This is a genomic window from Muricoccus harenae (assembly GCF_009848505.1).
Classification (GTDB): Bacteria; Pseudomonadota; Alphaproteobacteria; order Acetobacterales; family Acetobacteraceae; genus Roseomonas; species Roseomonas harenae.
Genome location: NZ_WWDL01000019.1, coordinates 1 through 22,847, shown reverse-complemented (window position 1 = coordinate 22,847; position 22,847 = coordinate 1). Strand labels below are relative to the sequence as shown.

The window sequence follows — 22,847 nt, the reverse complement described above, 5'->3', positions numbered from 1 at the left end:
CGCAGCTCCGCCCGCGTTCCAGCGAGGCCCAGGCCTACTGCTCAGCACAGGACAGGGATCTTCAGGCTCCGGTGGACCATCCCCGTCCCTGGAAGAGGTAGGAGGCTTGCTTCTGACCGCGCTAATCAGCTCGCGCAGCGAGGCTTCTTTGGGGACGGGTAGATTAGAGAAGCGGCTGTTTGTCTCGATCATGACAGAGCCCCCGGGTTCAGAGCCGTGGCGTCAGGTCAGGGTAAGGGAAAGCGGCGCGCCGTCGCTGTCTCAATGGCGGTACCGGCGCGCCCGAAGGTTTATGCTGCTCTATGTTCGAGCGTTTCGGGGCGAGACGCCGAACCCGAGCCAATCCTGATCCGGCGCGGCTTCGCCTCCTCGGGAACTTCTCGGGCCAGGTTGATCGACAGAACCCCGTGCGCGTAGTCAGCATCCTGCACCTTGACGAAGTCGGCCAAGTTGAAGCGCTGCACGAACGTGTCGCCCTTTATGCCGCGGTGCAGATACTCGGGACCTTGCGTTGCGGCCCTCTTGCCCTCGACGACGAGGACGTTCTGCTGTGCCGTGATTGACAGTTCCTCCGGGCTGAAACCCGCGACCGCTAGCTCGATGCGGTACTCTCCATCCCCGGTTCTCGCGATGTTGTAAGGGGGCCAGGCGTTTTCGGTGTTCGACGACCGGAGCGAGTCCTCCAGCGCCTGGAACATACGGTCGAAGCCGATGCTGGACCGCGCGAACGGGGAGAAATCGTAAGTTCTCATAGCCATATCCTCCTGAGAGCAACATGGACACAAGATCCTTCGGGGGTGGTCAGCACCCCCTCCGCCGAACCCTCACAGGCGCTCGGCGCAAACGAGCTAGGTGCCCGAGTTTCAGGGATCAAGAGGGGATGTGGACCGGCACGTGACGGGATCCTGATCGGCGCGCCCCATGTGGGGCGGCATCCAACCTCCTGCTACAGCGCCGACCTTGCGCACGACCTGGGAGCCGGGGAGGGCGCTCTACAAGAAGCCGATCCTCGAGTTGACCAAGCCTGTGCGCCACCGCCCTCGGCAGAAACCCAACCAGTCCGGGCCCAGCGGGCGCCTGCAGCGGGTCGCAAGGCACGATAGTCCAGTGCCGGCGTGCGCGATCGGCAGGGCAGTCGCGTTGCCACCGCCGAGTACATCGCATGTTCGATCCTCGTCAGACCCTTAACTTTGGCCCACCGAGGTCCGGTTCCGGGAACGGGGCGGCCTTGCGTTCAGCTATGGCAAGGTTGGCAGCTTCGCGCCCATGGCGGTCGTGAGGCGGTGTCTCCCGACTTCCCGCAAGCGGACCTTGCTCTCCGAAGGTCCAAAGGTCGGGTCGGATGGTGAGTGGACATTGGTTAGCCTGTAGGGCGCTTCGCCAACGCCAGCCCGACGCCCAGGGCGATCATCGCTGCCCCCGACCCCTCCCTGAGGCGGCGGATCAGCGCGGGACGCGCCGCTGCGCCGTCCCGGATGCCGCCCGCCGCAAAGGCAACCACGACATCCGCAAGGGTGTTGAGGGCGACTGACACGCAGCCAAGCACCATGAACTGCAGCGCCACAGGACCGGCGGCCGGCTCCACGAACTGCGGAACGAAGGCGAGGAAGAACGCCGCCGTCTTCGGGTTCAACGCCTCAACCAGCACACCCTCACGGAATGCGCGGCGGGGTCCGATCGGCGAGGCGGCGGTACCGCCCGTGGCGGCGGCCGATGCGTCCTTGCGAGCGGCCTGGATGGTGCGGAACCCAATCCAGACGAGATAGGCGGCACCGACCAGCTTCAGGGCGGTGAACAGCTCTGCGCTCGTAAGCACGACGGCGGAGACGCCCAGGCTTCCCGCGAGCACATGGACCATGCCACCGAGCCCCGTTCCCAAGCTGGAAGCCACGCCCTCAGCGCGACCACCGGCGAGAGTGCGAGCCGCGACGTAGAAAATGCCTGGACCAGGCGTGACGGCGAGCAGCAGGGCGGCCGCGAAGTAGAGTGCGAGTTGGGTCAGGTCTGGCACAATGAGGAACCTTGACGACGGCGTGGAAAGCTCAGGTCGGAATCAGGGCCGCAGCAGCGCGGTCGGAGGGCCGGTCACTCGCTCCAAGCCCGGCGGCTACCCCCGCCCGGTCCTCGACGCTTCGGTTCTGGCTCATCTTCCGCTTGCCATCGAGACGGGTGATGGGCAGGCGAAGGCCGACGATCCCCCTGAGCTGTGCCCGGATGAAGCTCTCGGGAGCGTCGGTCACGGCCCAGGGCTCAGGGCGGGGTCCCTCGTGCAGGTTCGTCAGCCGCGTCACGACCTGGAGCAGGCGGTCGGAATCCTCGAAGAACTCCGCAGGGCCATAAGCGTGGACGGCGATGTAGTTCCAGGTCGGCACCACCTTCCCGTGCTCCTGCTTGGACGGGTACCAGGCGGGGCTGACATAGGCGTCCGGACCCATGAAAAGGGCCATGGCATCGCCCATGGGCGGCAGCTTCCATTGACCGTTCGCGCGCGCCAGATGGCCGTAGAGCGTTCCGTAAGGGCCTTCATCGGGCGCGAGGAAGAGTGGCAGCGGCGTGGCGAGCAGGCCCTCCGCCGTGGCTGTGACAAGGTTTGCCAAGCGTGCGCCGCGCATTGTCCCGTGCAGGGCAGTGATATCCTCCTCACGGAAGGCCGGCGGGACGTACATCAGAAGGGCTCCTCGATCGGACTGGACGGTGCCCGGCGCCTGGCCCACAAGGAACGTCCAGTTTTCACGCGTTGTAGAGGGCCAGTTCTGGCATGGCGTCGGACGCATCCGCGCAGGCCCGGGTCACCCAGAGGATCTGCGACACCATCAAGGCCCAGATAGCCTCTGGGCTGCTCAGGCCTGGCGATAAGCTGCCCTCCACCCGCTCGCTGGCCGCCGAGTGGGGCGTCTCCCGGACAACAGTAACCGCTGCCTACGAGCAACTTATCGCAGAGGGATACGTCGAGACACGCCAAGGCGCCCGGGCTGAGGTGGCGCGGGGCGTTGGCCTCTCCAGCCAACTGCCCCGCCCCGCTCCCGCGACGACCACCCGCCACCTCTCAGCCTTCGGACGGCGACTGGCCGAGTTCCCGCTGCCCTCCAGCACCACCTCGCCCTCGCTTGTGGCCGACTTCCGCTATGGTGACTTGTCGGCGGCAGACTTTCCCGCACTTGCCTGGAGGAAAGCGGTCACCGGCGTCATCCTGCGCCGACAGCCACGTCTCCGGTACGACGATCCCTGCGGCTCACTTCGTCTGCGGACTGCGTTGCAGGGCTACCTGTGGCGGGCGCGCGGCCTGCGCTGCGAACCGGAGCGGATCATCGTGGTGAACGGCTCGCAGCAGGGTCTCGACCTCTGCGCGCGGCTGCTGCTCGACCCGGACGACCGAGCCGTGATGGAAGAACCGGGCTATAGTCTGGCGCGCCAGGTCTTCACCGCGGCCGGAGCGGAGGTGATTTCCGTCAACGTGGATCGGGAAGGCATGCGGGCGGAAGGTCTGCCTGCGGCAAGGCTGGCCTATGTCACGCCCTCCCACCAGTTCCCACTCGGCGCGGTCATGTCGGTCGGCCGTCGGCGGGAACTCCTTGCCTGGGCGCAGCGCTCCGGTGCCTATGTCATCGAGGACGATTACGACAGCGAATACCGCTTCGACATCGCGCCGATCCCGCCACTCCAGGCCATGGATGACGCTGGGCGGGTCATCTATCTCGGCACCGTGTCCAAGACGCTCTCGCCAACCTTGCGGCTTGGCTACGCCGTCCTGCCGGAGGCGCTGTCAGTTCCCTTTGCCAAGGCCAAGCGGCTGGCCGACCGGCACGCGCCGAGCCTGGAGCAGGAGGCTCTTGCCGAGTTCATGGAGAGCGGTGCCTACGAGCGGCATGTCCGCCGCGTCCGTCGCCGGAACGGTGAACGCCGGGCGGCGCTCCTCGCCGCGCTGTCGGCCACACTAGGTAATGCGGTGACGGTGATCGGTGTTGAGGCCGGGCTGCATGTGGTCGTCTGGCTGAACGGCGTGCCAAGAGACCAGGAGGAACACCTGATCGCCAGGGCACGCGCGGTAGGCCTTGGCGTGTACCCCGTTACCCCTCTCTATGCCCCTGCTCCGGCAACGAACCGGCCCGATGCCGCAGGACTGGTGCTTGGCTACGCAAGTCTCGATCCGCGGACCATTGCCCGGGGCGTCCAGATCCTTGGGGAGGTTCTGAATGCCTTCGGCTGCGGAAGCGGGGTCTGCCGATGATGGAGGCGGCGGCTTTGGCGCCCGTGGCCCTCAAGAGCAGCCATTCCGCTTCCGGCCAGCTTTGGTCACTACGGTTTCGAGGACGACGCCGAACGGAGGCAGGTTGCCACTCCTCCGCCCCGGTCGCGTCAATCGAGCCTGAACTGACCCTCGCGAACGATCTGCGCCCACTTTGTGATCTCTGTCGCGAGCCTGGCGCGGAACTCGGCAGGTGTTGATCCGACCGGCTCGCTGCCCTCCGTTGCAAGACGGGCACCGATCTCGGGGCCAGAGAGGGCCCGGCGCATCTCCTCGTTCCATCGCGTGAGGATCGGCTCCGGCAACTTGGCGGGCGCGACTAGGCCAGTCCAGTTCATGGCCTCGAAGCCGGGGAAGCCCTGCTCGGCCACCGTCGGCACGTCTGGGAACGCGCGGGCGCGCGCTGCCGATGTCACGGCGATGGCGCGGACGTCGCCCGCCTCCAGCACGCCCTTCACCGAGAGGGGATTGGCTGAATAAACATCTAGCCGCCCGGCCAGGAGATCGGTGACCACGTTGCCGGCGCCGCGATAGGGAACCTGGACGATCTGCACGCCGGCTTGGCGGTTCAGCACCTCGCCGGAGAGGTGACCGACGGTGCCGTTGCCCGGATGCCCAGCGGAGAGCTGACCCGGCCGGGCCCGTGCCGCTGCGAAAAGATCGGGGAGGCTTCGCACCGGCGACTGCTTCGCGACCACGATGAGGTTGGGCTGCTGCGCGACCAGCCCGATCGGCGTGAAGTCGCGCAGCACGTCATAGGGCATGCTGCGGTAGAGAGCGGGGTTGATGGCGAGGTTCGCCGTCTGGCCCATGCCGATGGTGTAGCCGTCCGGCGCGGCCTTCGCCACGGCGTCAAGGCCGATGTTGCCGCCCGCCCCCGGGCGGTTCTCCACGACGACGGTCCAGCCGGTCGCGGCCGCGACGCGCGTGCCGATCTCGCGCGAAATCATGTCGGTGCCCCCGCCGGGAGGGAACGGGGCGATGAGGCGGACCGGCCGGTCGGGATAGCCGCCCTGCGCGCGCGCGATCCTCGGCGTCGCAAGCGCGCCGGCAAAGGTAAAAAGGGTTCGACGATCCATACCTGTCTCCTCCGCGAACGTTCTTGTGTTTGTGGCCCGCAGGCTACGTCCTCCGGGGTATCAACGCTACGACTGCTCGGCGCCGACGGCGGTCATTGGCCAGCCGCTGCCGCCGCCTCAGAAGCGGGTAACGCGCTTCCGGCTCTGGCTGACCGGATCGTGCGAACCGCAGGCTTCCTGGCCATCGGCCGTGGCCAGAGAAGCGGCGGGTGAGCTTTTGGCCGCTGTTCCTGCCCAGTACTCGGCTTCACCGAGCAGGCGGCAAGCGGCTGGCCAGCAGGCTCTCGACCGCCCTCAGCAGTTGCGCCCGCGAGATCGGTTTGTTGAGGCGTGGACGCCCCTGATGCGTGGGACGATCGATGATCCGCACGTCCCCGGTCGCGAACAGGTACGGCACACCGAGTTCGTTCAGCCTGTCAGCAATCGGGTAGGCTGTCTCGCCACGCCCCAGGTTCACGTCCAGAACGGCCCCGTCCAGCGCCTCCGCCTCTCCCTCGATCAGCTCAAGCGCCTGCTTCACGCTGGGCACCGGTCCAATGACCTCGGCGCTTGCCCGGCGAAGCCATTCCTCCATTGTGTCCGCAATCATGAACTCATCCTCGACGAGGAGGATACGGCGGCCGACCAGGAGCCCAGTGGCTTCGGACATCAGACCTCAGGCTGCAGAGATGGGTAGGTGGACATAGCGGCCCCTTCGGGCGAGCGCCACAACCTGGGTCACTCCAGAGGAAGCTGAATGCGGCACAGGACGCCATCCTCCCCGAGCACGAATTCGGTTTTTGCGTGGAGTGCATAGGAGAGCGCCCTCTCGATCAACTGCCGCCCGTACCCGCGCCGGATTACCTTACCGGGCTGCACATCGACACCGCTCTCGGTCCAGTCGAGGAACAGGCGGCGCTGGCTCGTCTCGTCCTGGCTCACCGTCCAAGTGACCGAGAGCTGCCCTGTGCCGTCCCGAAGCGCCCCGTACTTCACCGCATTGGTCGCCAGCTCGTGGATGGCCAGCGAGAAGTTCTGCACCTGGCGAACCGTGAGGAGCACCCTGGGGCCGGAGAGCGCCACCTTGGGCGGGCTGATCTCCGTGTGGGCCTCCAGCTCCGCACGAACCAGCGCCCCGACCTCGGCGGTGTCGCTGCCGAACTCGCTGAGCAGGCCCTGTGCCCGGCTGAGGGCCTGGAGCCGGGCCAGGAAGCCTGCGGCGGGCCCCTCCTCACCCAGGGTCTTGTAGGCAACCGAGGTAATGACGCCGAGGAGGTTGCGGCTGCGGTGCTGCAACTCGGCCACCAGCACCTCCAGCCGGGCAGCGTTCTCGCGCAACTGCTCCTCCGACCTGCGGCGCTCAGTCACGTCCTGACCGATCTTGAGGAAGCCGCGCAGCGTGCCGTCCGGGTCGCGCAGAGCACGGGTGGATCCCTCGATGAAGACGCGGCTGCCGTCCTTCCGGACGTGCCAGCGGACATTCGGTGCAACACCCTCCTGACAGGCCGTCTCGATCTCCCACTGGTCCTGGCGCCTCTCTCGGTCCTCGGGGGTGAAGATGATGGCGCTGGGCTGCCCGACCGCCTCCTCCGCCGTCCAGCCGAACACGGCCTGCGCCCCCGGCAGCCAGTCGGTGATCCGGTCCTGCGGGTCGGAGAGGAAGATGGCATAGTCGAGTGCGGCCTCAACGGTGAGGCGGAAGCGCTCCTCGGATGAGTACAGGGTACGGGCCATGAGCAGACGGTCGATCACCGGACCCAGGATCGCGGCGTAGGTCCGCAGAAACTGCGTCTCGTCTTCGCCGAAGTCTCGCACCTTTAGGTCATCCACCTGCAGAAGGCCATAGGCCCGTCCGCCGGGCAGGAGGATCGGCACGTTCACCAGGGCCACCACCCCGGCCTCCTTCATGAAGGGCGGGACGTCGAAGCGCTCCTCCTTGCTGATGTCTTGCGTGACCACGGGCTCGCCAGCCTCAATCGCGAAGGTCTCGGAGGAGTGCTCCTCCATGGGCATGCGCAGTTGGCCGACGATGCCGGGATCCCATCCCACGCCAGCACGGACCAGCAGTGACCTTTCCTTGTGCTGGATCTCGAGGATCTTGGAGCGCCCCGTTCCGAGGGCGTCACCCACGAGACGGCACGCCTCCGCCAGGATCTTGTCGAGGTCCTGGGATCGCAAGGCGAACTCACCGAAGTCAGCGAGCACCTGCTGTCGCAGCATTATCCTCGCGAAATCAAGCATCCCAGGTCCCGCTACTGCCAGCCCCACCACCATGGCGGGAAGTGACACCTCAAGGGCCTGTAAGGCACCTCGCAGATTGGTAACAACGCTGAGCGGCTAGGCTGGCTGCAACTCAAGGGGCCACCATCGGCCGCGATCTCGGAACTGGTGGTGCCCTATCCGTGTCTGCCGACCTCCTGAAAAGTGAAGCGGCAACTGCACCGCGCCGCCACCCGTTTGTGCTTTTCCCGGGTGCAGCATCCGCATCGGACCTTCGGAGAGAGACACGTGAGCCAGCTGCAACAAATGTTAATCGACCAGCTCAAGGACGCACACAGCGCCGAGCGGCAAGCAATCCAGGCCATGAAGCGCATCGCGAAGAAGGCCACTGAGCCGCAACTTCGCGAAGGGCTGGAAGCGCATGTGGCGCAAAGCGAGGAGCAGCGCACCCGGGTAGAGCAGGCGCTCGAGAAGCTAGGCGCTAAGCCTGGCCGCAAGGTGTGTGAGGCCATGCGTGGCCTGGTCGAGGAAGCTCAGCATGAACTCGAGGAACAGGACGAAAAGGGTCCGGTCATGGACCTCGTGATCGTGGCGTCTCAGCAACGCATGGAACACTACGAGATCGCCGCCTATGGCACCATGGCGGAACTGGCCAGGGCGATGGGCGAGAACGAGGTGGCCGAGTTGCTGGGCCAAACCCTGGCCGAGGAAAAGGCACAGGACGAGAGGCTTACCGAGGTGACACGCTCGGCTATCCTGCCTGCCGCCATGGAGGAGGAGGAAGAAGAAGAGGAGGGTGAGCAAGAGGGCGCACCGGCCAAGACCCCTGCCAAGCGCGCCCGCAAGTAGCGGGACACCCGGTGCCGGGCGAGACCGCAACCGCCCGGCACGCTCCTGCAATCCGCAGCCATAATCGCGCACCTGGCCGGACTGGCCTCCGGAGATCCGGGGCGGTTCACGACGGCCTTTGACGCGCTGCTGGAGGCGGTGCGGCCACAAAGAGCGACAAGGAGCTTGGGCGCGATCACCACGCACTGGGGCCAGCCGATCCGGACTGCTCTGCGTTAAGGACCACAGCCCGGGCGCCCCGCCTTGCGTGTCGTGCGGGCCATCCCGAGCCCACCGCGCGGGAGGCACCGTTGGAACCCTACATCCTCGTCCTCGCTGGCCTCGGCGTCCTTATCCTCCTCACGGCTTGGTTGCCGATGCTGCTGAAGGAGGCCCCGCTCTCGCTGCCCATCGTCTGCGTGATCGTCGGGGCGGCGATCTTTGGGCTGCTGCCGATCCCTGGGCTCCCGCCGGACCCCGTGGAGAACCGCGCGCTTACTGAGCGACTGACGGAACTCGTCGTCGTCATCTCCCTCATGGGGGCTGGGCTGAAAATTGACCGACCCTTCGCTCTGCGGAGTTGGACGATAACCTGGCGGCTACTGGGGCCGGGGATGTTGCTGACCATCGCGCTGCTGGCGATCGCCGCGCACCTGCTGCTCGGCTTGGGCGCCGCGGCCGCCGTTCTCCTGGCCGCGTGCCTCGCACCGACCGACCCGGTGCTCGCCAGCGACATTCAGGTCGGGCCGCCGCGCTCTGGAGAGGAGGATGAGGTCCGCTTCGCCTTGACCTCAGAGGCTGGGCTGAACGATGGGCTGGCCTTCCCCTTCGTACTGCTCGCCGTGATGCTTGCAGGCGGCGACCGCGGCGGCGAGGGCTGGTGGGGCTGGTTCACCTACGCCGTGGTCTGGAAGATTGTGGCGGGCACGGTGGTTGGTTACCTGCTTGGCCGTGGCCTAGCCTGGGCGATGTTCCACATGCCAAACCGGGCGAAGCTGTCCCGCACCGGAGCGGGATTTGTCGCGTTGGGCATAACGCTGCTGGTGTACGGGGCCACAGAACTCATTGGGGGCTACGGTTTCTTCGCCGTCTTTGTCGCCGCCCTCGGGCTCCGCGCCTCGGAGCCCGGGCACGAGTACCACAGAAAGCTGCACGACTTCGCTGAGGAACTGGAACGCCTGCTGATGATGGCGCTGCTCGTACTGCTCGGCGGTGCCGTGGCTGCGGGCGGGCTGCTGCGGGACGCGGACGCCCGGGTCGTCGCCTTCGCGGCCGTCGCGATCTTCGTTGTGCGTCCGCTCGCGGGTTGGATTGGCCTGTGGGGCACCGGCCGTCCACCCGAGGAGCGGGCAACCATCGCCTTCTTCGGGATTCGTGGCCTCGGCTCCTTTTACTACTTGGCCTTCGCCTTGGGGCACGCGGAGCTCCAGGGCGCCGGAACCCTCTGGGCAACGGTCACCACCGTCGTCCTCATCTCGGTGTTCCTGCACGGCACGACGGTAACGCCGACCATGGCCACCCTCGACCGGCGCCGCGGCGGGCAGCAGCTGGACCTGCCCCTGCAGAATCAACCAGGCCGGGAACCCGCCGTCCAGCACTTTGCAGGGCCGGCCGCACTGCGATCTGGCCCCCAGTCACGGGCAGACGGCACTGGCGACGGCAGGGCAACCTGAGGCGATGACCCGTTCTTTCACTCACGGCAACCCACCCCGCCGTGCCGTGGTCGAGCCGGGATTTAGCGCCCGTCCTCCGGGTCAACACTGGCCAACGGCGAAGGACCGTCTGGGGCCGGGTGGCGCGTTAGCCTACCCGGCCAGAGCGAACATTGTACGGGGCCGGAACTTGCCGTTCGTCCGGCGAACAACGAACGTCTGTTTCTGCATCGTCGAGCCGATGAAGCAGCCCGTCCGCTCCCGGCCAAATTATGCCGCTGAAGGTGAGCCCAATGAGCCCGCGCCTACGCCGGCTGCTGGCCGTGGAACGGCGAGGTCGACGCAGATTGGGCGCGCGCCCAGAGCCGGCCCACCCACCTCCAAGGAGATGGGTACCGGCACTGGTGTCCTCATTTTTCAGACTGCGCCGCCGGACCTGAGCCTGAAGAGAACGCCCTCGACCTCCTGGGCACCGTCCTCCGTGACCGCAATGGCCAGGGGGGACATCCACCCCAGCATCGGATGCCGGCGCATCAGCCAGGTTCGCGACACCTCGGGATCACGGAAGCTCTTGAGTGTCAGCGCGATGACGCGGTCAAGCCGGGCGGCAACGTCGGCATGGGCGGCCAGGCCCCGCCGCAGGTCCTCGATGAAGCCCGCCGTGAACTGCTTGACCGCTTGGTCTACCAATGTCGCCAGGCCTTCCAGGTCCTCGCCGGCAAGCCGGGCAACGCTGGCGATGAAGCCGTCAGTCGGGCGGTCCCAGGTGAGCGCGCAGCCTGCGTCGTCCCCTGCCCTGCTTACGATGATACACTTGCCGCGAACCCTGACGTCCATTTCCATGCCGGGCTGCAGCCCGAGTTGTTCCACGATGTCGGCGGGGATCGGCACCCGGCTTTGTCCGTCTATGGCGAGCGCCATGGGGCCGCTCCTTGTTCTGGGGCGTTGTTGTCAGGGGAAAGCCGCTGACCGCCTGGAGCGGTCAGCGGCCTCCTGAATCAAGCGGCGTTGGCTTGGTCTAGGGATCTGGCGATGCCCCTGCCCTCGATCTGCAGGAAGGGCTGCTTCCGAGTGAGGAAGGCCGCGACGGCCTCGTCCAGCCCTTGTTTCGGCAGTGCCCTGGCGCCGAGCAGCGCACACTCCCAGACCCAAAGAACCCGCCAGCCAGCGGCGTTCAGGGCGGAGCGCGCGGAGAGGTCGCGGGCGCGGGTGCACTGGAACTTCCGCGCCCAGGGATAGGCGGTGACCGGAAGGCGCCCGTGCCGGCAGCCGTCGTGGTGGTGCCAGAAGCAGCCATGCGCGAAGGCCGCGACCTTCTGCGGCGGCAGGACAACGTCCGGCCGTCCCGGCAGGCGGGCGACGTCGAGTTCGGGTGATGGCACGCCCAGTCGCGACAGGGCAGCGCGGAGGGCGAGTTCGGGGGCGGTGTTGCGCACGGGGATGCGCGCCATGCTGGAGGGCATGCTCGTACTCCAGAGAATTTGGTTCGAAGGGGGAAAGGGGGTGGGCCGCCGCGAATCGCTGGCTATGGCACACCGGAAATATGCACTATAAGTGCAACCAATCGTTCCGCCGTCAAGAGGGCTTCGCCTTGGCCGTCAGTAAATTCCCGACCCCTGCCCAGCTCCGCGCCGCCCGCGGCCTGCTCGGGTGGAGCCAAGCGGACCTCGCCGAGGCCTCCGGCGTGTCGCTGCGAACCATCAAGGCGATGGAGCTGGCCGCCGAGCTGGAGCCCCTTCCCGGCCGGCCCGTCACGATCGAGCGGATCCTGGCAGCACTGTCGGAGGCGGGGGTGAGCTTCACCCGCGGGCGCGGGGCCATGGGCGTGACCCGCTTCCTGCCGGAACCACCATTACCCTGATCACCACCACGGGTCTCGAGGAGAGAACGCCGGCAACGCCGGCAGGGATGACGGGGGCACAGCCCCCGAGGGTCTGATCATGCCACCCGGCTGGCGTCGGCGGGGGCGGGCCGCTCGCGGCCGCCCCCCACCGCCGCCCAGCCGGGTGGAGAAGGTGAAGGGGGCGGAGGCACCAAAAAAGCGGACATCTCCATGACCTACGATCCTGCCAAGCGCATCCAGCCCACGCCGGCCTCCTCTATCTCCCGTCCCTCCCTGCTGCGCGGCTTCGAGCACATCCCGCTCTTTAGTTCTGACCTCACCCCCTTTGGCGCCGCCGTCTCGTTCTCGCCGCGCGGCATCTCGGCCAGCCACCGTGACGGCGAGGGCCGCGAGACCGGGTGCGAGCTCATCCATGCCGGGGAGCGGGGCTTCTCCTTTACCCCCGGCGGCACGCGGTCGCTCTTCCGCACTCCCGGTCCCTGCCGCCCGCGGCTGGTCCTGGTTGATGGCCCGGTGCAGGCGATCTGCCTGGCCGCCCTCAAACCGCATGCGCACCGCAACACCACCTTCGCCGCGTCAAGCGGGAGTTGGTCCCGGGGCGCAGATAAGGCGCTCACCGCCCTCGTCACCGCCCATCCGCCGCGCGAGGTCATCCTCGCCTTCGCGCCACTCGCGGCTGGCTCCTGCCCATCGAGGGATCGCTGCGTCGCCCTTCTCCGCGAGTTGATGCCGCCGGGCTCGCGCGAGCCGGTGGTGCTGGAGCCGCCCCCGGGTGGCTGGGTCGGCGCGCTCCGGGCCGCACGCTCCCCTGGCCAGGCCGCAGCCTGACCATCTCGGCGGCCGGGCACCTCCGGCCGCCCCTCCCCTCTCTCCCTGGATCTCCCCTCATGCCCCTCACCCTCGGCCCGCCGGGCCGCGGCGCCGACCGCACGCGCTCATCCGTCCTGCGCTGGGCCGCCGCCCTTCCCGCCGCGCAGTACGCCATCACCGCCATTCCCGCCGACAGATCTGTTGGTACCGCCACCCACCGGCGGTGCTGGAACCTCCAGGAACTGGAGGGCGCCCTATCCTGGCTCCGGCGGCTCAACTCCACCGGCCATCACATCGTCGGCCGGCCGATCGACCCGCGCCACGTGCTCGTCGACGACCTGCACCCCGACGCGCTCACCGCCCTCTGCCGCCACCACCGCCCCGCGGCCGTGGTCTCCTCCTCGCCGGGCAGCCTGCAGGCCTGGCTCACGCTGTCGGACACCCCCATTGTGCCTGCCCTGGCCGACGCCGCCGCTAAAATCCTGGCCGCGCGGTACGGCGGAGATCTGTGCGCGGCACGGGCGTCTCAGCCGGGCCGCATCGCCGGCTTTACGAACCGAAAGCCGAAGCACCAGGCTGGCGGAACGGGCCTCTTTCCATACGCGCTCCTCCTCCGCGACGATGGTCCCATCATCGACCCGGGTGGAGCCGCCTTGCTGAGAGAGGCGAGGGAAGCCTTGGCTAAGTCGCCCAGCCCTCTCACGCATCCCGCGCCCCTCACGGGTTCCGCCCAACTCCAGCGCCCGCCGGCTGAGGCGCATGCGGCTGGCCTGGAGCGGGTGATCGCGTCGCTGCCTCCGGGCGTGACGCTCGACCGCTCGAGAGCCGACTACGCAATCGCGCGGCGCTTGGTCAGCCGCGGGTTTTTGGTCGTGGAGGTCGTCTCGGTGCTGCTGGCGGGGGAGCGGGCAAGAGGCATGCCGTCCGCTGCCGCCCAGGCCTATGCACGCCGGACGGCCGAGGCCGCAGCGGCACAGGGGCGGTGTCCTTCCTGGGAAACGCCGCACTGATCACAGGTCCCCTTCCACCAGGGTGGGGGGAAAAGGCGGGCAAGACGCCGGCCTGGGGCCGCCGCGCCTGGTTCTCTGTGGCGGATCCGCATCAACAGCGATTTGGAGACAGCTGAAGCAGGACTCATGAAGCCGACGTCCACCTCACTGCGCGCCGGACCGCGCTCGGGCGATCATCAACAGGGTCGGGGTGAAGTTGCCGGAGGCAGACAAGAATCGGCGGTGGCTCACGGCCGTGATTGCGGCTGTGAAACGGGCCTTCGGCGAAGCGGCCGTACCGTGGTGGTCAACTGCGGTCTTCGGCTTCGACTGGCGTGTTCCGCGGCGCTTGGTCTTGAAGGACGACGCTGGTTGTGAACGGGCCGCCACGCCCGTTCTGCAAATCGGGTGCGGGGCCTACACATGATTCACTGTGAATGTCCTGCACCCGGCTGAAGGTTCGATGCGCGCCTCAGCTCTATCGCACCCGTCCTTTTTGAAATCGGCCATATTGATATTCAGATCTCGAAGTCGCTGCCCAGAGGAGCCAGAAGGTGGCCTTGCTTCTCCGGCGCAATTGGCAAACTGCCGCGAACAGGAGGCCGCTCCACGCGATGAGCCTTGTATTCCATCCCTCACGACAAAAGCGGAGGGGCGCTACGCCCCAGGTCTGAGCTTAAGGGGCGTGCGTGGACACGGCTCGGCCCCGCCCAGACCCGATGAGATCCACCCAAAAAAAGGCCCGGCGGGCCGGGCCTTGTCATCCAGTCGTCAGGGCTGAAAACGTGTTAGTGGGCGGCCGCTGGCCTGGCTTTCGGCTCGGGGACCTTTGGCGGTACCGGTGGACGGGGAGGAAACGGGGGTGGAGGAGGCGGCCGCACCATACTGCCGAGCCCCTGTCCTGGCACACGAGGTGCTGCGCGAGCTTGGCGAGTGGGGGACTTGGCCGCCTCAAAGCCGTCGGTCCTGGATGGGTCAGGACGAAGGCTCGGTGGTATCAGTCCTTCACGCATGGCCTGCAGAACCGCTTCCCGTGTGCCGGCGAGAACACCCTCCTTGATCGCCTGGGCAGGAACCTCGCTCTTCACCGTGCGGACCGTTCCCGCAACGCGCTGGAAATGGGCATCGATCTTCCTGTCGTTCGCCTCCATCGTTTGGCGCGTGCCGGCTACCTCGGCCTCCAGGGCGGAGATGCGGGCCTGGAGGGCCACGGCGCGTTCGTCGCCCGCACGCCTCGCGTCCGCCACTTCCTCGCGGACGGCCATCAGCATCTCGGCCTGTTCGTCCAGCTGAGCCTCAAGGCCGGCGATTTGGTTGGCCATGCGACGCAGGTGTTCACACAGCAGGTACTGCATCCTCTTGAGCTCGCGCGCGAACTCCAGAAGTTCCGCTGTGATCGGGCGCATCCAGTAGCGCATGAGAAACGGCAGGTTCTCTCCACCCTCACCGACCATCCCGTCGAGGCGGGCAGTAAGCCGGGTCAGGTTCTGCGCGGGTGCGATGCTCACCTCCGCGGGCGGGTCCTTGACCCGGTTTGAACTACCGCGAGGGCGGCCCGCCCCCGGTCGCCTGCCACCATGTCCGCCCGGCTTCTTGTCCTCCGGCTGGTCTTTCACATTCGACGCCATCTTCCGCATCCTTCAGCAGCGCCGCGCAACCCGGTCTCACCACTCTTGGCGTCCGTCCGCGGCATGCAGCAGGGCTACCCGACAGCTCTTCTTTTTTCACTCAACGTGCGGAGCCTCACCCCCGTCTGGGCCGCGGATTCCCAAGGCCAGACATTCAAGGGCAGGCAATCTGATGAGCTCGGCCACCAAACAACTGGATGCCCTGCGAGTGGTTTTCCCCGTCTGAGTCTCGGTCGGCGCAATTGGCAAACAGATGCGAAGCAGAGCGCGCAATCAAGCGAGACCTGCCCCTCTGAAGGCTCCACGCACCACCATTTTCACGACAGCGTGAACTCCACATTTTTCTGCAAATGCGGCACCGATTTCAGCCGTCCGACGATCCGCGGTCGACCTCTCGCTCTATTCTTTCCCCATGGCACGCCGAGGACAGAGGACGAGGGAGGGGATCGTGCGCGCCGCGGCGGCGTCGCCCGAACCGCTGCTTCGTCCGACCCGGCGGTCGAAGGACGGGCTGCAGCCTGTTCATTTTGAGTTCAAGCGATACACCCGGAGAAGGTCCAGTGGTGACCGGGCGGCCGCTCAGCAAGCCTACATCGAGAGGCCGGAGGCGGTTGAGCAGGTCACCCTGGAGCTGCTCGCCACAACGGGCCTTTATCCTGCCGAAAACTTCTTCGTCCAGGTGAGGAGCGAAACGGCACTGGCCAGCTTCGGGACCCTTGCCTCTTCAGCAGAGAGTCGCCGGGCCTTCTGGCGAGGTGTTGAGAAGCTCGAGAAAGTGGACGGCATCCTTCAGTATCGGATCATCGCGGAGCTTCCCCACGAGGTTTCGGCGGGCGCCAGGCTGCGGATCAAAGCCGATTTCTGCCTTAACCAACTCGCCGCACGTGGCTACCCCTTCTGGGCTTCCGCGCATCAGCCCGATCTTCGGAATGACCTGCGGAACTACCACGCTCACATCCTCTTCTACGGCCGTCCAGGAAGGCGCGTGGACGGCAGCTGGGTCTTCAAGGCCGAGGTACCCGGGTTCAACGAGGATGATTGCCGCCTTCTGACCGGGATTTATCCCTGGGGAATTGAACGGCCGCGGGACCGTATCAAGCGGCTGGACCAGCAGATTTCGCAGTCGCGGGACAGCGATGTCGTCCACGTCTGGCAGGCGCAGCGGATGGAGGCCGCCAATATCAAGGAGCAAGTGCGCCTCCTGCGGCGCGAAGCCGGGCGCAACAGCATCAACACCAAGTCACGCCAGCGCTTCCCCTGGGGAACGGAGAGCCCCGAGAGTCGGCGCAAGCGCCTGACGAAGCAGCTTGGGCGCGGTGTGATCGCTGCGGACGACCGGTCGAGCTGGACGGCGCAGCTGGCCCAGGTCACGGAGTGGGTCAGCGCCAATCCCGGCGCTGCCGCCACTCCGCCACCTGCTGCCAGCCTTGCCGCGCACGATGTGGGCTTCATCCTGGCGCTTCGGACCGCTTGGTGCGAGGCGTGCAACACCGAGCTGGAGCGCGAAGGTTTCAAGAAGCGCTATTGGCCCGGCAGCTACCGGAGCCTCGGCATAGACGCGGTTCCGAGCCAGCATCTCGGGACCAGACGTGCGGCCCTGGAGGCCACCGGCGTCGCGACTTCGGTTGGCCGAGCCAACGACAAGCGCGCCCGAGACGACCTCCGGGCCAGGGGCATGAAGGAAGAGGCCATCGACACCCTGGCAGAGCGCGAGACCCTTACCCGACGGCGCCGGAACGCTGACCATGAAGTGGAGGAGGCAATCAAGGCCAGACGCGACGACCGCGTTGCGGCTTGGAAGATGGAGCAGAGCCGCGTGAATGACCTCCTGAGGAAGGAGGCTCAGAGGAGCACGGAGCAACCGGCCGTCAATCACCAACCTCGGCAAAACGAGATCAAGGCGGACGACCATCTGCGGCCGATTCTCGTCGAGCGGCCTCCAACATCACCGGTCGTGTTGGATAAGGACGACGGGAGCAGGCCCATCAGGCTGGAGGCGGTTGACCCAGCCGACATCAGGCCAGCAACGCCGCCCGTTTCTGCAGCCAGCCCGGCAAGCCGCTCTGTGAAAAAGGAGGTGGTGCCACTCAGGTCCGAACCGAGCAGCGCCGAAACCCCCGAATCAACCCCGTCCTTGGGCCACCCACCGGGGAACAACGCTGCGCAGATATTGCCGGGTGCGGCAGGTCAGGAAATCAAGCTGGCAGATCGGACCACAGTTAAGGTTCAGGCTGCCGCGCCGGAGACTCCGGAGCAGAGCCGCCACGACGTGGTACCCCCAGCCGAAATCAAACCGGAAGCGGCAGCTCCAAAAGCGGGCATCAGGATCGAGACCGCGGCAACAATCATTCGATTCCCTGCGACCGCATCGCCGCGCATGACAGGTGGATCGCCCCCATCAGGGGTGAAAGCGCCGGGGAGCGGAAATCAAGCCAGAGCACCGGACATCCACGCCGACCCGTCGACCTCACCGTCTCCCGTATTGTCGGCGCGCGCAGATGACGTCGCTCGCTCGGCTACCGTTCCGCACCATATCAAGGCGCCTCCGGCCGCAGCCGATGTCGTGATCGACCGCGGGCACCGAACCGGCGGCGCGCTGCCGCTTCCCGTGCCGAGTTCTCAATCCGAGTGCACCTCGCCGGCCCGAGCTGATGTAGTTGGGTCTGAGGCTTGCCCCACCGACGACCGGGCCGTCAGAGGTGTGTCGGCGCATGCGGCTATGCCTCGCACTGGGTCAACGCCGACACCGGTGGCCGCACCAACGAGCTTGCCGGATGCCCCCATCGTCGCGCCCGCAAAGCATGGTCCAGCGACTGCTACCCAGGTGACCGGAACTGCATCACTAGCCGCTGAAAGCCGCCCCATTCTCGTGAACATGAGCCGCGAGGACACGGGGCATGCGGTGCGCGACCGAGATGAGAGGCGGCATTCGCGTGGCTCGTCAGGGTCCGTGGACCTGTCCAAGGCCGTCAGCCTTTCTCCCGACGAGCCGACTGCGGTCGTGACTGCGCTCCATGAGAAGCTACTCGCCGAGCCGAGAAGTCTGATCCGGCTGCGCTGCCGCAGTACCCTGGCGGCGCTTAAGGCAACTCAGGATCCTCGGGAACGGGTGCACCTCCAACGCGGGCTTGATCTGGTCGGCGAGGTCCATGCCCGGACCCACGATTGGAAGCGCGCCCCGGACGTCATCCGAGCCATTCGCCTCAACAGCGCCGTCCGAGAGATCAAGACGGCGGCGAAGGCTGTTATCGAGGCCGCTGGCCGTCTGGCAAACGCCGCGCCCCTCTTCCGCCAACGCGTGACGGACCTGGCAGCGGAGCACGATGTCTTCGAGTTCAGTGCAGCACGAACCGCCGAAGCGGTGGCTGCCTTCGACGGCCTTCGCCGTAAGGATCCGGGCGTTGCGGACGCCATGGCCTCGCTTGGGTGCGCTATGACCGGCGTTGAACCTGCGGTGAGGCTTGCCTGCACAGTGGCGAAGGAGAACCGTGGCATCAGCCCGCCGTACTGGATGGAAATCTCCGCCATTAAGGCATCGGTCCGAGCGGCCACGGCCTGGATTCCACCTGAGCCAGGGTCCCTCACCACTATAGCCGATCAGGCCACCGCCCTGCTGGACGTCAGGGCTATGCCGCCTGGGCGGGAAGCGATGGCCATCCTCGGAACTGCCCGACCGGGCCCTGAGGCTGCCCAGAAGCGTGAGCGCGTAAACGCCCTCTGGTCAGATGCGGAGTATGCCTATGACCGAGCCAGGAGCCTGACGGGCCATTCCATGCCGAGCCCGAAGGAGCGTGAGGCGGGGTTCACCGAGATCACGGGTCACCTGACCGAGGCCGCTGAGCGCGTCATCAATGCGGTGGATAGTCTCGCGGCGGCCCACCCGCACCTGAGGAAGGCGGCACTCGCGGACAGATGGGAGCCCCGCCTCAGCGAGGAACTCTTCGCGACCCTATGCCGTACAACTCCAGACCTGATGAGGCTCCACGCGGCCGTTGTCGAAGGTGTTGCAAGCCTAGAGACGACCGCCACCGGTGCGGTCAAGCGAGCTGCCGCATTGGGGGGCTTCCCACAGGCTGTGAGGTTGACGATCAGCCGTCTCGCGCATCGCGTTAAGAATGTGGTCTGCTGGCTTCCATCGCTACCGCGGGAAGCCAAGTCGCTCTACTCGCGGGTCGAGCGGGCATTAGATGTGACCCGGATGCCGGCTGACCGCTCCGTCATGGCAAACGTGCGGGAGTACGCCATCGAGACAGAATGGGAGCGCGATCAGGACATGCTTCAGCGGTCCTCGCAGGATGCCGCCGCGCAAGCGGCCGAGCGGGGGATGGGCTCCGGGACGGCATCCGTTGCTCGAGCTTGAAGCGGCCGGGATGTTCAAAAGCCGGTCAGGACGCATGAGCTCGGCCAAGTAGGCACGAGGCCTCCCTCAAAAGGGAAGTCCGTCCTGCTGGAAGTCGCCGGACGACTCAAGAGGAAAGGCGCGCGGTGTCGGCGCCCTCCGGCTCTCCACGACCCCGAGGCCGTCCACCAACTCCCTGGGATCCGCTGCCTGCCGAAGAGGAGTGACGGCCTTGCCGATGATCAACGCCATGAGATCGGGTCCGAGAGGAAGGATGCGCGCCGTGCCCGACTGATCCCCGGCGTCCGGGTACGACAGTTCGTCGATGATGCGCTGATCATCGGTGCTCACACCACGCCCTACGCGGACGAGAATATGGTGCGCCGGTCCGCCCTCGCGCGCGGGCTCCACACGCTCTGCAGTATCCGCCTGCGGCTGGAGCCGACGCTTCCATCGCGCCCACAATCCGGATGCCCCTCCATTCTCCTGCAGGTAGGCTTCTGGGTTCGCACCGCCGTGGTACAGAAGCTCCTGGGCGGCATAAGCCGCGCGGTGCAAACGGTCGCCGCCGATACCCTTGCCCATGACCACCTTCGCCAGGCTCGTGGCCAGGGCTCGGCTCTTTGGCAGGGACAAGCCGAACTCGGAGAGGATGGCGGCTGCTTTCGCCGACGACGGCTCACCATCCTCGACAGAGGCCCGGAGCACCTCATAAGTCAGCATGGCCGAGGACGTGACGAAGTAGGACGAGCGCGTCCGTGCCTCCGACCCTGCCAGGCGGACCGCGCAGCCTTCCGCGAGGTTGTGCCGGATGCGGCTGCCGAGGTCAGCGGCTTCGGAATCGTTTTCAGGACATGAAGTCACGCGAGCAGCCTCCATCTGCCGGCATGGCGCCGGACCCTCGTGGAGCGCGTTCTCGCGCACTGCCTCTGTTACAGCCCCGCGATAGAAGTGCGGAGCCGCCTCGGCCCTGGCATATTCTGAGTTGATCGCTCCTCTGTCCAGCGAATCCTCACCTGCGATGCTTCCATCGCACTGTGCGATGAGATTGCCGGCGGGCGACACGGCACCCATGGACTGCGACGCCTTCCTTGGAGCGCAGGGGGAGGAGAGGATGGCTAGTGCGCTCCAAGGCGCCGTCCGAGGCTCACTTATGGGCCAGCGCTGAGACGGTCGGAATCGACCTCCTGGCGCGGCCCTGCCGGGCCAGGATCCCCGCCGTCGCGACCTGCTGCCGTGGCCGCTGGTTGAGACGGCGCGCCAATCCGGCGGCGCCTAGCCTCAATCCCGTCGGCGCTCCTCAGCTGCCGCGGCCCGCATCTCTAGCTCGGCTGTCCTGACGGCCGTCATGCGGAGGACGCATCCAGCCGCCGCGAGGCTGCCGGAGGTCCCGCTCCGCCCGTCGTCGCGGCAGGTCGCGTCGCGATCGGACATCCAGAGGCGCTGGAACGCCTGCAGGGCCGCGAAGTCGTTCTTCGGGAGGAGGTTGCGGAGCTTGGAGTAGGCAGCGTTCAGCCGGGCGTCCCACCTCCTTGTCTCGGCCATCGAGCAGCCCGCCATGTCGAAGTCTCGACCGCCCGATGCCTCCATGCAGGTGTCGTAGGCCTTGCTCGTCGTGATGTTGAACTCCACGTCCTGGTCGGGACCGATCCGCTGCGCCTGGGCCGGGAGGCTGGCTAGCGTGAGCGCGAGCAGGGCGCTCATTGGGATCCTCATCAACGGGAACTCCTTCGTCGCCAGCGGGAGAGGCGGAGCCCGAACGGCATTGGGCAATCTGCCGGGGAAGATAGAACGCGGCGGGGAGAGACGCATGCTGATCCCTGGGGCAGGTTAGGGGTTTGGCTCGAGGGGGCCGGCTTTATGCGCACAGCGTGCAGGAGGAGACGTTTCGAGCGCCACGTCGAAGTTAGGTCGAAAAAGCCCGCCCGTTCGGTTCCTACAGTGCTCACGAGTAGGGCGCCGTCCAAGTGGAGATTCCGCGCTTCACAGCTGGTTTCGGCGGCGAGTAGGCATCCATGGCTCTTGCCGAGCCGGTCCAGGTGAGAACGTCGGAGTGAAAGTCCCTCAGGGAGCGGCTGGGTAGTCTGGCTGTGGCGGCGAGAAATAGGTGCGCTGCCTAGCCTTTCGGCAGTTTGGCTGACGGAAGGCCTTGGGGATGAAGATCGTGGATCTGTATGCGCGGGTACGGCGAGCCCGCCATGTGGAAGGGATGAGCCAGCGGCAGGCGGCGCGGGTGTTCGGCATTGACGCCAAGACGGTGGCCAAGATGCTGCGGCTTGCCATCGCCCCCGTCGGCCAGCACGACGCCATCCTCGTCATGGACCAGTGGTATGTCCCGTCCGAGCAGCCGAACCGTCTCGCGCTTCCTCGTCGCACGCCTCTTAGCCTTCGTCTGCGCATCGTCGCCGTCCTCGGCGATGCCGAGGCGTTGGGCTTTAGCGCGTGCAGCGGTCCCCGCGGCATAGCTCGCGAGGCTTAGGGCGGTATCGGGCGGGTGCCCCAGGCGCCCTGCTACGATCGCTGCCCAGAGGGGCAGGACGGAAGCCCGGTTCACCCGGACGGGTGCGGCAGGATCGGGAATGCTCGCCCTCCATCGGTTGTCCTCTTCTCGCGCCAACGCGCCCGTGATGAAGAAGTCACCTGACCGATGTGGTTGAAGGGAGAGGGACCTAGGGTCTGTGACTGGACTGCCTGACAGGCCCTTTCGGCGCTGATCTGGTCTGCGGACGCGCCAGCTTGGACGTTCTCAGGGCTTTCAGGGTGGCACGGTCATGACCAGGACGAGCCTGGACGACGCCCAATGGGTGGCGCTGATGCTGGTGGTGCAGCGGATTCCACTCGCGTGGAAGCATGACGAAGGAGCGCTGCGCCGCTTTGTGGAAGCCGCGCTCTGGATCGGCCGGACCGGGGCGCCGTGGCGTGACCTACCCGAAGGGCTGGGCCTCTGGTCCAGCGTCTACCACCGCTGGCGGCGCTGGTGCCTGCGCGGCTGGTGGGAGTTGGTTTTCGAGGCGCTCCGCCCGAGCCTGCCCGAGGACGGGCTGCTGCTCCTGGACAGCACCACCTGCAAGGCCCACCGCGCCGCGAGTGGAGCCGTGGAAAGCACGCCTTCGGCCGAGGCGCTTGGCCGCAGTCGTGGCGGGCTCTGCTCCAAGCTGCACGCCTGCGCCGATGGTGCAGGCCGGGTCCTGCGGCTGATCGCCAGCCCTGGACACCACGCGGACCTGCGCTACG

20 protein-coding genes are annotated in these 22,847 nt (G+C 66.9%); 9 read left to right on the top strand and 11 right to left on the bottom strand.

The window, feature by feature from the left end; all coding sequences use genetic code 11:
* Nucleotides 1-290: 290 nt before the first annotated feature.
* The 3 genes from GSE44_RS14500 to GSE44_RS14490 all read right to left on the bottom strand — a co-directional run bounded on the left by GSE44_RS14500 (nucleotide 291) and on the right by GSE44_RS14490 (nucleotide 2,666).
* Nucleotides 291-752, bottom strand: coding sequence for an Hsp20 family protein (locus GSE44_RS14500; protein ID WP_201306070.1), 462 nt, complete (start codon nucleotides 750-752; stop codon nucleotides 291-293).
* A 608-nt stretch (nucleotides 753-1,360) separates the two neighbouring features.
* Nucleotides 1,361-2,011 carry a LysE family translocator gene (locus GSE44_RS14495; protein ID WP_159349550.1) on the bottom strand — a complete coding sequence of 217 codons (651 nt, stop codon included), beginning with the start codon at nucleotides 2,009-2,011 and terminating at the stop codon, nucleotides 1,361-1,363.
* 31 nt (nucleotides 2,012-2,042) lie between these two features.
* Entirely contained in the window at nucleotides 2,043-2,666 is a 624-nt protein-coding gene (locus tag GSE44_RS14490; protein ID WP_159349549.1) for an FMN-binding negative transcriptional regulator, read from the bottom strand.
* Nucleotides 2,667-2,758: 92 nt separating this feature from the next.
* Between GSE44_RS14490 and pdxR the strand changes: the two genes are divergently transcribed.
* A complete protein-coding gene (gene pdxR / locus GSE44_RS14485) occupies nucleotides 2,759-4,228 on the top strand; it encodes a MocR-like pyridoxine biosynthesis transcription factor PdxR (RefSeq protein WP_159349548.1) in 1,470 nt (489 codons plus the stop codon).
* A 128-nt stretch (nucleotides 4,229-4,356) separates the two neighbouring features.
* On the opposite strand, the gene GSE44_RS14480 is transcribed toward pdxR, so the two are convergent.
* The 3 genes from GSE44_RS14480 to GSE44_RS14470 all read right to left on the bottom strand — a co-directional run bounded on the left by GSE44_RS14480 (nucleotide 4,357) and on the right by GSE44_RS14470 (nucleotide 7,593).
* Nucleotides 4,357-5,325, bottom strand: coding sequence for a Bug family tripartite tricarboxylate transporter substrate binding protein (locus tag GSE44_RS14480; protein WP_159349547.1), 969 nt, complete (start codon nucleotides 5,323-5,325; stop codon nucleotides 4,357-4,359).
* Nucleotides 5,326-5,572: 247 nt separating this feature from the next.
* Entirely contained in the window at nucleotides 5,573-5,974 is a 402-nt protein-coding gene (locus tag GSE44_RS14475) for a response regulator (protein WP_159349546.1), read from the bottom strand.
* A gap of 68 nt (nucleotides 5,975-6,042) precedes the next feature.
* Nucleotides 6,043-7,593 carry a sensor histidine kinase gene (locus GSE44_RS14470; protein ID WP_201306069.1) on the bottom strand — a complete coding sequence of 517 codons (1,551 nt, stop codon included), beginning with the start codon at nucleotides 7,591-7,593 and terminating at the stop codon, nucleotides 6,043-6,045.
* Nucleotides 7,594-7,812: 219 nt separating this feature from the next.
* Between GSE44_RS14470 and GSE44_RS14465 the strand changes: the two genes are divergently transcribed.
* Entirely contained in the window at nucleotides 7,813-8,373 is a 561-nt protein-coding gene (locus GSE44_RS14465) for a YciE/YciF ferroxidase family protein (RefSeq protein WP_159349545.1), read from the top strand.
* Between the two features lie 290 nt (nucleotides 8,374-8,663).
* Nucleotides 8,664-10,025: a cation:proton antiporter gene (locus GSE44_RS14460; RefSeq protein ID WP_159349544.1), complete on the top strand. Its 1,362-nt coding sequence runs from the start codon at nucleotides 8,664-8,666 to the stop codon at nucleotides 10,023-10,025.
* Between the two features lie 396 nt (nucleotides 10,026-10,421).
* Here GSE44_RS14460 and GSE44_RS14455 read toward each other — a convergent pair whose 3' ends face one another.
* The gene (locus GSE44_RS14455; RefSeq protein ID WP_159349543.1) at nucleotides 10,422-10,925 is read right to left on the bottom strand and encodes an antitoxin Xre/MbcA/ParS toxin-binding domain-containing protein; all 504 of its coding nucleotides are present in this window, start codon (nucleotides 10,923-10,925) and stop codon (nucleotides 10,422-10,424) included.
* 77 nt (nucleotides 10,926-11,002) lie between these two features.
* Nucleotides 11,003-11,467 (bottom strand): very short patch repair endonuclease, encoded by a 465-nt coding sequence (locus tag GSE44_RS14450; RefSeq protein WP_159349542.1) that lies wholly within the window; start codon nucleotides 11,465-11,467, stop codon nucleotides 11,003-11,005.
* 128 nt (nucleotides 11,468-11,595) lie between these two features.
* Between GSE44_RS14450 and GSE44_RS14445 the strand changes: the two genes are divergently transcribed.
* The 3 genes from GSE44_RS14445 to GSE44_RS14435 all read left to right on the top strand — a co-directional run bounded on the left by GSE44_RS14445 (nucleotide 11,596) and on the right by GSE44_RS14435 (nucleotide 13,667).
* Nucleotides 11,596-11,865 (top strand): helix-turn-helix domain-containing protein, encoded by a 270-nt coding sequence (locus tag GSE44_RS14445; RefSeq protein WP_235924817.1) that lies wholly within the window; start codon nucleotides 11,596-11,598, stop codon nucleotides 11,863-11,865.
* Nucleotides 11,866-12,057: 192 nt separating this feature from the next.
* Nucleotides 12,058-12,675: a hypothetical protein gene (locus tag GSE44_RS14440; protein WP_159349540.1), complete on the top strand. Its 618-nt coding sequence runs from the start codon at nucleotides 12,058-12,060 to the stop codon at nucleotides 12,673-12,675.
* Nucleotides 12,676-12,734: 59 nt separating this feature from the next.
* The gene (locus GSE44_RS14435) at nucleotides 12,735-13,667 is read left to right on the top strand and encodes a DNA-primase RepB domain-containing protein (RefSeq protein WP_159349539.1); all 933 of its coding nucleotides are present in this window, start codon (nucleotides 12,735-12,737) and stop codon (nucleotides 13,665-13,667) included.
* A gap of 767 nt (nucleotides 13,668-14,434) precedes the next feature.
* Here GSE44_RS14435 and GSE44_RS14430 read toward each other — a convergent pair.
* The gene (locus tag GSE44_RS14430; protein ID WP_159349538.1) at nucleotides 14,435-15,274 is read right to left on the bottom strand and encodes a hypothetical protein; all 840 of its coding nucleotides are present in this window, start codon (nucleotides 15,272-15,274) and stop codon (nucleotides 14,435-14,437) included.
* Nucleotides 15,275-15,722: 448 nt separating this feature from the next.
* Here GSE44_RS14430 and GSE44_RS14425 point away from each other — a divergent pair, with 448 nt between their 5' ends.
* Nucleotides 15,723-19,634 carry a MobA/MobL family protein gene (locus GSE44_RS14425; protein ID WP_159349537.1) on the top strand — a complete coding sequence of 1,304 codons (3,912 nt, stop codon included), beginning with the start codon at nucleotides 15,723-15,725 and terminating at the stop codon, nucleotides 19,632-19,634.
* Nucleotides 19,635-19,700: 66 nt separating this feature from the next.
* On the opposite strand, the gene GSE44_RS14420 is transcribed toward GSE44_RS14425, so the two are convergent.
* Together GSE44_RS14420 and GSE44_RS14415 are read right to left on the bottom strand one after the other, a co-directional pair.
* A complete protein-coding gene (locus tag GSE44_RS14420) occupies nucleotides 19,701-20,687 on the bottom strand; it encodes a hypothetical protein (protein WP_159349536.1) in 987 nt (328 codons plus the stop codon).
* A 207-nt stretch (nucleotides 20,688-20,894) separates the two neighbouring features.
* Nucleotides 20,895-21,317 (bottom strand): lysozyme inhibitor LprI family protein, encoded by a 423-nt coding sequence (locus GSE44_RS14415; RefSeq protein WP_159349535.1) that lies wholly within the window; start codon nucleotides 21,315-21,317, stop codon nucleotides 20,895-20,897.
* Between the two features lie 451 nt (nucleotides 21,318-21,768).
* On the opposite strand from GSE44_RS14415, the gene GSE44_RS14410 reads away from it, so the two are divergent.
* Nucleotides 21,769-22,092: a helix-turn-helix domain-containing protein gene (locus GSE44_RS14410; protein WP_159349534.1), complete on the top strand. Its 324-nt coding sequence runs from the start codon at nucleotides 21,769-21,771 to the stop codon at nucleotides 22,090-22,092.
* 292 nt (nucleotides 22,093-22,384) lie between these two features.
* The coding region (locus GSE44_RS14405; RefSeq protein ID WP_159349533.1) for an IS5 family transposase at nucleotides 22,385-22,847 on the top strand (463 nt) is incomplete at its 3' end.

Excerpts from the sequence above, each read along its gene's own strand:
- GSE44_RS14435 (WP_159349539.1), top strand. The coding sequence starts at position 12,735 with ATGCCCCTCACCCTCGGCCCGCCGGGCCGCGGCGCCGACCGCACGCGC.
- GSE44_RS14475 (WP_159349546.1), bottom strand. The coding sequence starts at position 5,974 with ATGTCCGAAGCCACTGGGCTCCTGGTCGGCCGCCGTATCCTCCTCGTC.
- GSE44_RS14440 (WP_159349540.1), top strand. The coding sequence starts at position 12,058 with ATGACCTACGATCCTGCCAAGCGCATCCAGCCCACGCCGGCCTCCTCT.
- GSE44_RS14480 (WP_159349547.1), bottom strand. The coding sequence starts at position 5,325 with ATGGATCGTCGAACCCTTTTTACCTTTGCCGGCGCGCTTGCGACGCCG.
- pdxR (WP_159349548.1), top strand. The coding sequence starts at position 2,759 with ATGGCGTCGGACGCATCCGCGCAGGCCCGGGTCACCCAGAGGATCTGC.
- GSE44_RS14450 (WP_159349542.1), bottom strand. The coding sequence starts at position 11,467 with ATGCCCTCCAGCATGGCGCGCATCCCCGTGCGCAACACCGCCCCCGAA.
- GSE44_RS14430 (WP_159349538.1), bottom strand. The coding sequence starts at position 15,274 with ATGGCGTCGAATGTGAAAGACCAGCCGGAGGACAAGAAGCCGGGCGGA.
- GSE44_RS14500 (WP_201306070.1), bottom strand. The coding sequence starts at position 752 with ATGAGAACTTACGATTTCTCCCCGTTCGCGCGGTCCAGCATCGGCTTC.
- GSE44_RS14415 (WP_159349535.1), bottom strand. The coding sequence starts at position 21,317 with ATGAGCGCCCTGCTCGCGCTCACGCTAGCCAGCCTCCCGGCCCAGGCG.
- GSE44_RS14455 (WP_159349543.1), bottom strand. The coding sequence starts at position 10,925 with ATGGCGCTCGCCATAGACGGACAAAGCCGGGTGCCGATCCCCGCCGAC.
- GSE44_RS14490 (WP_159349549.1), bottom strand. The coding sequence starts at position 2,666 with ATGTACGTCCCGCCGGCCTTCCGTGAGGAGGATATCACTGCCCTGCAC.
- GSE44_RS14410 (WP_159349534.1), top strand. The coding sequence starts at position 21,769 with ATGAAGATCGTGGATCTGTATGCGCGGGTACGGCGAGCCCGCCATGTG.
- GSE44_RS14420 (WP_159349536.1), bottom strand. The coding sequence starts at position 20,687 with ATGGGTGCCGTGTCGCCCGCCGGCAATCTCATCGCACAGTGCGATGGA.